At 45.3% G+C, this 8,742-nt stretch carries 11 protein-coding genes; 3 read left to right on the top strand and 8 right to left on the bottom strand.

Annotated features, from left to right (window positions below):
* Window positions 1-141: 141 nt before the first annotated feature.
* The 8 genes from ACWVCM_RS15195 to ACWVCM_RS15160 form a co-directional block, all read right to left on the bottom strand.
* The gene (locus tag ACWVCM_RS15195; RefSeq protein ID WP_455202612.1) at window positions 142-402 is read right to left on the bottom strand and encodes a BolA family protein; all 261 of its coding nucleotides are present in this window, start codon (window positions 400-402) and stop codon (window positions 142-144) included.
* 186 nt (window positions 403-588) lie between these two features.
* A complete protein-coding gene (locus ACWVCM_RS15190; RefSeq protein ID WP_455202611.1) occupies window positions 589-897 on the bottom strand; it encodes an STAS domain-containing protein in 309 nt (102 codons plus the stop codon).
* On the bottom strand, window positions 872-1,516 hold the full coding sequence (locus ACWVCM_RS15185; RefSeq protein WP_455202610.1) for an MlaC/ttg2D family ABC transporter substrate-binding protein: 645 nt from the start codon (window positions 1,514-1,516) through the stop codon (window positions 872-874). Before ACWVCM_RS15185 ends, ACWVCM_RS15190 begins: the two co-directional genes overlap by 26 nt.
* Entirely contained in the window at window positions 1,513-2,793 is a 1,281-nt protein-coding gene (locus ACWVCM_RS15180) for a TolC family protein (protein ID WP_455202609.1), read from the bottom strand. The genes ACWVCM_RS15185 and ACWVCM_RS15180 overlap by 4 nt, the downstream gene beginning before the upstream one ends.
* A gap of 86 nt (window positions 2,794-2,879) precedes the next feature.
* Window positions 2,880-3,341 (bottom strand): outer membrane lipid asymmetry maintenance protein MlaD, encoded by a 462-nt coding sequence (gene mlaD, locus ACWVCM_RS15175; RefSeq protein WP_455202608.1) that lies wholly within the window; start codon window positions 3,339-3,341, stop codon window positions 2,880-2,882.
* A 4-nt stretch (window positions 3,342-3,345) separates the two neighbouring features.
* Window positions 3,346-4,125, bottom strand: coding sequence for a lipid asymmetry maintenance ABC transporter permease subunit MlaE (gene mlaE, locus ACWVCM_RS15170; RefSeq protein WP_455202607.1), 780 nt, complete (start codon window positions 4,123-4,125; stop codon window positions 3,346-3,348).
* 42 nt (window positions 4,126-4,167) lie between these two features.
* The gene (locus tag ACWVCM_RS15165; RefSeq protein WP_455202606.1) at window positions 4,168-4,995 is read right to left on the bottom strand and encodes an ABC transporter ATP-binding protein; all 828 of its coding nucleotides are present in this window, start codon (window positions 4,993-4,995) and stop codon (window positions 4,168-4,170) included.
* A 43-nt stretch (window positions 4,996-5,038) separates the two neighbouring features.
* Window positions 5,039-5,716, bottom strand: a complete 678-nt coding sequence (locus ACWVCM_RS15160) for a hypothetical protein (RefSeq protein WP_455202605.1) — start codon at window positions 5,714-5,716, stop codon at window positions 5,039-5,041.
* Window positions 5,717-6,079: 363 nt separating this feature from the next.
* Here ACWVCM_RS15160 and ACWVCM_RS15155 point away from each other — a divergent pair, with 363 nt between their 5' ends.
* The 3 genes from ACWVCM_RS15155 (at window position 6,080) to ACWVCM_RS15145 (ending at window position 8,386) form a co-directional block, all read left to right on the top strand.
* A complete protein-coding gene (locus tag ACWVCM_RS15155; protein ID WP_455202604.1) occupies window positions 6,080-7,012 on the top strand; it encodes an NAD-dependent epimerase/dehydratase family protein in 933 nt (310 codons plus the stop codon).
* Between the two features lie 145 nt (window positions 7,013-7,157).
* The gene (locus ACWVCM_RS15150; RefSeq protein ID WP_455202603.1) at window positions 7,158-7,694 is read left to right on the top strand and encodes a DUF4402 domain-containing protein; all 537 of its coding nucleotides are present in this window, start codon (window positions 7,158-7,160) and stop codon (window positions 7,692-7,694) included.
* 188 nt (window positions 7,695-7,882) lie between these two features.
* Window positions 7,883-8,386, top strand: a complete 504-nt coding sequence (locus tag ACWVCM_RS15145; protein ID WP_455202602.1) for a DUF4402 domain-containing protein — start codon at window positions 7,883-7,885, stop codon at window positions 8,384-8,386.
* Window positions 8,387-8,742 lie beyond the last annotated feature (356 nt).

The following is an 8,742-nucleotide window of genomic DNA, read 5'->3' as shown; positions in this document are numbered from 1 at the left end:
CTAATTCGATGGTTAAGCAGTGATTTGAAAAACACTGCCATCCCGTAATTAGGAAAATTAAGAAGTTACCCGTGTGCAGTGAATTGTGCTCTATATAGCTCTATATAGCTCTATATAGCTCGATATAAAAAAGTTGGCGATTTACTCGCTGCCCACCTGAAACTGACTTGCTTTTTTCCACTGCTCTGGTGTGTACGTTTTTATGGTAACCGCATGGATTGCGCCACTGGTAATGTGTTCGTTCAATGTCGCGTACACCATTTTCTGTTGCTCAACCATGGATTTCCCGTCAAAACAATCACCGACCACGATCGCTTCGTAATGATATCCATCACCGGTGACTGTTGCCTCCACCCCTGACAGGCCAGATTCGATCAGTTGTTTAATTTGTGATACTTCCATTCCAGTGTCCTCTAGCCTGCAAGCCGAATTCTTGACCGCTTGCTGCAAAAACGTCGCATTTTAACCCAGATTCCGCGCCAAAAACTGGCTGCACTATAGATTTTAGCAAATATACTTGAAAATCAAAAGGTTAATGCTTCGACTGGGAAGGAAATCTGAAGGCTTACGCACCGAAAACAATTGTAGCTAGAGGGCGTCTTCAACACCGCAGAGCCTGGCAATTTCCTGCATTTGCACCGGTAAATGATGAAATGCAATAGGCTGCTGACTGGCTCTGGCATTACGCATCCATTCGATCAATAGCGCCAGACCTGCGCTGTTGCTGCGGGTTATCGCCGAGAAATCAATATCAAGAGACTCGCAGTCGCTGAATAACTCTCGGCTTTTCTGCAAAATAACTGGCACTGTTTCGAAATCAAGCGTACCGGTCATTTTAAAACGACCGGCTTCAACCTGCTCTATATCTGCTTCAATTTTTTTTGGTTGATTTGGCATCGACAGGGATACTGTTACGATCAGCGAGACTGGCAATCAGGCTATCAATACCTGATTTTTTAATTTCCTGATTGAAGGTGGTGCGATAATTGGCAACCAGGCTAATGGCATCGATCACCACATCATACACTTTCCATTCATTGTTTTTTTTGTGCATCTTATAATCGATAGGAATAGGAAATCCCGCCGCTTGTGGCACTTCGGTTCGAATGGTGACTTTATCCGCCCCAGGTTTTCCCCGTATGGGTAAAAAATTAATTTGTTGATCGATATTGTCATAAACCGCACGCGAATACGTTCTCACTAACAGCCGGCTAAACTCGTTGGTGAATTTCTTTTTTTGTTCGTTGCTTGCCTTGCGCCAGTTTTTACCCAACACCCAGCTGGACATCTTTGTAAAATCAAAATTTGGCAACACGATTTCATTGACCAGGTCGTACAAATGCTCTGGATCCTTCTTTATTTGCGCATCATCTTCCTTAACTTTTTTCTTAATCAACGACGTGGTATCTTTTACCAATATCAAAGCCGGGTGATCTTCCTTGGATGCCAATACTGGCTGACCCAATAATCCGCACAACAATAGAAACATTCCCGACATCACTAAGAAACGATTCATTTGATTTCTCCTGTTACAACACGCAAGCGCGCCACATGTAGATTATAATCATTTACGACTTTTATGTAATCGCTATAAGCCAATACATAGGCCTGAAACGCAGCCATAACTCTATCAGCCTTTTCCAGGCCGGCCTCAAAATCTGCCAGGGCGGCAACCATCCAACGTCTTCCTGCTCTCGCTGAGTTATACATTTCCTGAACCATTTTATGGTGTGCATGCACCTGAAGGTACTGCTCCTCCACTTCAAACGGAATGCCAATTTGAGCAAAGGATTTCTTTTCGATCATGGCGCTGTATTCACCTTGCGCCTGGGTTTCCTGGCCACTTTGTCTGCCGGACCACCAATCCCATTTCACGCCCAGCACCGGTGTTGCACCTGCATGATTAAACGGATCGAAAATGGATATATTATCCAGCCGCGGACGATTTGGGGAATAGGAGATGGATCCGACAATACCAGTATAAAAGTTGGGATATTTCTCCGCGTGTTTGGCGCTAAGCAATGCGCGACGTGCTTCCAGGCCTGCTTCCACCTGGGTCATTTCAGGGCGGTGCTTCATTGCCAATTGTTGAAATTCTTCCAGATTTTTTTCGGGCAAGGGTGTTGGCTCAAGCCGCTTGTCGGCTAGCTCGATAGTTACCCCCTTATCTATACCAGTAAGCAACTTCAGGCCTGCATAAGCCACTTTTTGCAGTGCAACTGCTTCAGCTTTATAACGATTAATCAGGCCTAACCCTGTCTGCAGTGCAAATAAATCTGACTGCTTTACATTGCCCTCACCTTCTTCAATCCACGCCTCCACCATCTCTATGGCAGAAACAACACGCTTGTTCGCATCCTCCATCATTGCGACAGCGTCGCGTGAAGCTAAATAGCCATTGTACGCACGGCTCACGTCAATGTAAGTTCTGGTTCTTTGCAGCTCCACTTCACCATTTTGTATTTTAATATTGTTTAGTGCAGCTTCCGTATAGGATTCTGATTTACCCAAAGTGTTAAAAGGGTAAACAATTTCGAATGTCAGACTGTACCAGGGCGATACACCATCAAAATCGAACGCATCAGCATCAATATTGATGTTTCCATCAACGTCCTCAAAAATGCCGCCTTTTACGTCAGGCGATAATCCCAGGAAAGAATTAACATCAAATATCCAGCTTTCGGCACCCTCTGCCTCTTCTACCAAACCTCTTGCAACATCTACCAGTTTTTCCTTTTCGGAAATTCGTGGGTCAGCATTGAAAGCGCGCTCTACCGCCTGATCCAGGTTCATAACCACAGTATCCGCATTTGCCACTGATAATGGCAGCAGCAATACAGGAAATAAAACAATTAAAATTCTATGACAGCACATTCTTTCTATTCGTCCGCCTTGCTAACCAGAAACTGGCCGATTAATTTTTCCAGTACTACGGCCGATTGTGTCAACTGGAAGGCATCACCTTCTTTCATATAATCCTCCGCACCACCGGCTTCCAGTCCGACATACTGCTCGCCCAGCAAACCCGATGTAAAAATGCTGGCCGACGTATCTTCCGGAATATTGTCGTATTTAGGATCAATATTCATCGAGACCACGGCTTCATAAGTGTCACGATCAAAATCTATGGACGATACCCTGCCGACCACAACACCCGCCATTGTTACCGGCGATCTTACTTTTAGACCGCCGACATTCTCAAAATTCGCTTTTAATACATACCCTTCTCGTTCCGTTAATGCGCTGATATTACTCACTTTCATTGCCAGCATAAAAAGCGATGCCAGGCCCACGGCGACAAAAAAGCCTACCCATATCTGAATTGTTCGTGAATGCTGCATAAGCCTAATCTCCAAACATTAATGCTGTAAGTACAAAATCCAGACCCAGTACTGCCAGTGATCCATGCACCACTGTACGGGTAGTTGCCCGACTGACGCCTTCCGAAGTAGGCACAGTATCATAACCTTCGAAAACCGCGATCCAGGTCACTACAAATCCAAATACAATACTTTTAATGACGCCATTAACCACATCATCATAAAGATCAACCTTGTCCTGCATTTGCGACCAATACGCGCCTTCATCAACTCCAAGCAACCCAACACCAACAAAGTAGCCACCCATAACACCAACTGCACTGAATAACGCAGCTAGCAGCGGCAAGGCAATAAACCCGGCGGTAAATCTCGGTGCAACGACACGGTGCAATGGATCCACGGCCATCATTTCCATCGCCGACAACTGCTCGGTCGCTTTCATTAATCCAATTTCTGCCGTTAATGCAGATCCTGCCCGGCCAGCGAACAACAATGAAGCAACGACCGGACCAAGTTCCCGCACCAGGGTCAATGCCACAACAACACCCAGGGATTCTTCAGCACCAAAATCCACCAAAGTATTGTAACCCTGAAGCGCCAACACCATGCCCACAAACAGTCCGGCCACACCAATAATTAGCAGAGATAATACGCCAACTGAATAAACCTGCTGGACTACCAGTCGGAGTCGGAATACCAGGCCGGGAATGCCCCTCAGTACATTCAATAAAAACAAATGGCCGCGTCCCAAACGCTCCAGGCTATTTAACGATGCTGCCCCGAGGCGCTGCAGCGCATCAAACATGCTTAACATTTCCCTTAGAAAATTTCTCAGCCAAAATTATCATCAACCTTGCATTAGATCATCCATTAGTTCCGAAGAGGAATAATGGAAAGGCACAGGCCCATCTTTTTTACCATGAATAAACTGTTGTACCCATCCTGATTCTGAATCTTTGATCAGTGCGGATGGACCATGCTCTACAACCTTGCCTTCTGATATTACATAAACGTCATCCGCGATAGAAAGGGACTCATTAACATCATGGGATACCAGCAAACTGGTAAGGTGTAATGCATCACTCAGGTGTTTTAACAAGGACACTAACACACCTTTTGAAATTGGGTCCTGCCCGGTAAACGGTTCATCATACATGACCATCATCGGATCCAGCGCAATGGCACGTGCCAGCGCTACCCGTCTTGCCATGCCGCCTGATAACTCACTAGGCATTAAACCGTGTGCGCCGCGTAATCCTACTGCCTGCAATTTCATTAACACCAGACTACGAATCATGGACTCCGGTAAATCAGTATGTTCCCGCAGTGGAAATGCCACATTGTCGAACACATTAATATCAGTTAACAAGGCACCATTCTGAAACAGCATGCCCATGCGTTTACGCAACTGATAGAGTTGCCGGTGATTCAGCTTCGCAACATCCTGCCCATCCACCGTTATAGTTCCCTGTTGAGGACGTAACTGTCCTCCTATCAAACGCAGCAATGTAGTTTTTCCTGTCCCACTGGGCCCCATGATGGCGGTAAGTCTACCGCGCCAAATATCCATATCAACGCCATCAAAAATTGGGCGCGAACCCCGATAAAAACGTAGTCCGCGTATCTTGATAAGAGGCTCTGTATGGGAATTCAATTCTGATGAGTTGCTCGACATTCTTATTATTGGCTTGGTTTATGATTAGACAATTATTTTAAAGTTAGACCAGTAAATCTGTGATGGTTCTGGCAGTTCGCATATCACTCATCTTCGGCGCTGTACCGGTAAAGAAAAGGGCAATCGCATCGCACTTACCCGCGTACTCCATACCCGTTTCAATGAGTTGGCGCATTTTATCCGGTGTATTCTGCTCGTTAACATCGCACAGTAAAACAGCGGCTTCGCCATAACTCCAAACCGGCGTTTCACTGTCTCCATCCCAGCATTCATTGACCTCATGACAGGTTTGCAATGTATGCATATCCCGCTCACTGACAGTATTACCCAATTTCTGAATGCAAACAGGTGCTACAGTTTTCAGATGTTTGATTAATGACGCCAAAGCATTCACATCTTTCAGTTCTTCGACAACAACAACCAGCCCCTTAAGTTGCGCGCCCAGCGCCTCCAGATAAGGCTTTACATCAATCCACGATGCTGTTTCAAATATTTCAACGTAGAAGCTAAAGTTTTTTTGTGTATCTTCAACCCAGTCAACCCAGTCATCGACTTCGGAACGAACCAGGGTTTCATAAGGAACCAGTATGGTTTGAAATTCGTTGCTATAAAACGAAAACCGCCAGTCCTCCGGCAAATCGTCCGGATAGAATTCACCTACCCAGTCTGAATACTGCCAGCCTCTTGCGCCGACACGAATTTCCAGTTTCGATTTCTTCATATTATAAGTTGGCTTTAGCTCTTAACAATTGCATTTAGAACCGGGTAGCTGGCTATGGTTCACGACGCCCATAATTTATGGACATCCCCTAATTGAACAACAATAAAAAACTTTTTCAACCGTAAAATTAAGGCGTTTCCGCCCAGTCTTCTGCCACTGGAGTATGACACAAGCAATCCGGCAGGTCATTCGATTCACCGTTGAACGCCATTCGACCAGCCTGGAACTGTGCTTCACTGGGAATACTGCTATTGACATTAGCCGGTAATTAGTTGCTATTTCCCCCGTCATTCAACGGTAATAACCACAATTAATTAACTAAACATTTGACGAACAGGCTCTGCATCAGGTTAACATCACAATATGAAAATACTTGTCACAGGATGTGCGTCGCATGTAGCCAAAGCATGCCTTCCAGTATTGCTCGATGAGCAACGTATTAAAAAAATCGTTGGCGTTGATATTAAACCGTCTTCTATTCGCCACAGTGACTATGAAGAACATATTGTTGATATATGCTCAAACGATCTGGATCAGTACTTTGTTGACATAGATGCAGTTATTCACCTGGCATTCGTCGTCAATAATAGTGTGCTCGGGAAGCGACGCTTTGACCGTAACTATATTCGCGGTGTAAATGTAAATGGCAGCAAGCACGTCTTCGAACTGGCCGCGAAACACAATGTGAAAACAATCATTCACCAATCCAGCGCGGTGGTTTACGGCATGGACCAGGATAATCCACAATTCATTACGGAAGATCAGCCCTTAAAGCCCATTAACGGGTTTTATTACTCGGAAGACAAAGTCGCCGTAGAACATTGGCTGGATGACTTCGAACAACAACATCCCGAGCTCCGTATAGTGCGTTTTCGTCCCCATGTCATTTTGGGCCAACATACCCAGCCCCTGGTAAAAGCGATCCTGACACAGCCCTGTTATTTTTTATTCCCAGACCCGCAACCGTTAACACAATGTGTATCGGAGACCGATGTGGCCACTGCGATGCTACATGCATTAACCAGCGATGTTCGTGGCAGCTTTAATCTCGCCAGTGACCAGGTGGCTTCCTTCCACCTGATTCAGAAACACATCCGCCATTATTCATTCCCCTTACCTTACAGTCTTGCCAGGCGTGCCCATGCGTTCGCCTGGCGTCATACCGGACGCTACGGTGATCCCGCCTGGCTCCATTGCATGCAATATTCTCTGACCATCGATAACGAAAAAGCCAAACGCGAACTCAACTGGGCACCTACATTGGATCTATTCGAATGCCTGGACGCCACGATTTAACGCCCAATCCTGTTCGCTAATCACAATCCGGCATGGTTTTAGCAAGTTATGTGATTTACAGGCATTCAGGACTGGTTCATTTCTTCCTGAACCTGCCTTTAACGATTGAGCACATTTTAACCAACAGTAGTCTAAACTTAATGTAATGGCCCCTGGAAATATCAAACGTTTTACACTCCCCCTTTTACTGACACTCACATGCGGATTGATTCTGGTGGTATCGGATGCTATCGCTGCTCCCGTTGGCATGGGTATGGGAAGGGGTACTCCCGCTCAATGTGATGCAGCACTTGTAATATCAGCCGTTCAGAATTTGCAGTTTGGTACAATTGCGGCACCGACCGCAGGCACTGTCACAGTCGATACCACCGGAGTGCGCACGGCCACAGGCGGCATTATTTTACTCTCGAGCGGTGCTGTTAGCGCAGCTAGTTTTTCACTATCGACTGCACCAGTGAATTGTCAAAATAGACGTTTGGTAGTAATTTCTGTCGCATCACCAGCAATTCTTACGGATGGCACCAATAACATTACGCTGGATACTTTCACTACTAATCCAATAGCCAATGATCGATTTGATCCCGCCGTACCGCTACTCGTTGGGGGTACTATTCATGTGAATGCACTACAAATGCCTGGCACCTATACCGGCAATATCCTCGTCACCGTGAACTTTCAATAGTGTTATACTTATACTATGAATTGAAGTAATCAAAGGCATGCCGTTAAGCAGTACTTAATAGCCTTTCGTCACTTGAATTCAACGTGCGTTATAGACACACTAAAGTCTCTCACTCTCTGGACGTAAACCAGATTAGAACGTCTGATTTATCTCGGGGAGTTGCAGTAACAACCTGAGTTTCGGTATTTATGAAATTTAGAGATATAACAATTCGGTTATTGATAGGCGCAACCCTGTTGAGCACGCCCCTGACTGTATTTGCTGTATCAGCAGTTACCACTATCAATGTCACTGTAACGCGTTACTTATCTATAACCAATACCAGCACTCTGGAATTCGGCAGCATTGCATCCAGTGCCACTGCTGGTACCGTTGTTGTCGACATTGACGGCATGCGTTTCGCAACAGGTGGCGTAACCATTAATAATACCGGTTCGTATACACCCGCGAAATTCATCATCGAAGGCAAACCCAACGCAAATTTTTACATTCAGTTACCAAATCGTGTAGAACTGCGCGATGGTTACGGTAATATCATAAATGTCACTGATTTTCGCGCCAACGTAGAGTCTGGTTCGCTCAATATGGAAGGTGCAATGGAAATCAAAGTCGGCGGACAAATCAATCTGGATCCCAACCAATCTACCGGCGATTACTCAGGCAGTATGGTTATAGAACTGAACTACAGTTGATTCAAATTCTTTACTCAATTTCATTTCCTGTAATTCTTTCTGCTTCTTCCGCGAATTTACATTAGCAATTGTATTAACAGCCTTAGCATTTGCATCTAATGTGTTGATTCCCGACTACTGCGTACAATAAACCGATGAATGGTAGTTTACCTGCCGCTCACCTCTAAAGTTATGAATTACCCGGACGATACCGGGGTTAAGATGTATTAATCCTGAGAGATCAGACGTTTAGATCCCTGACGAATTTGTACGACCAAATTAGAACTGAGGTAAGCCACCATGTTAAATCGTAAATTTTTACCAGCCTTGACCACTGCGGCATTAGTAGCATTCGGTGGTTTTTCTTCACAAGCACT

The sequence above is a fragment of the Kaarinaea lacus genome, assembly GCF_975902315.1.
The sequence above is the reverse complement of the archived record's forward strand: the minus strand, read 5'-3'. Positions and strand labels throughout refer to the sequence as shown.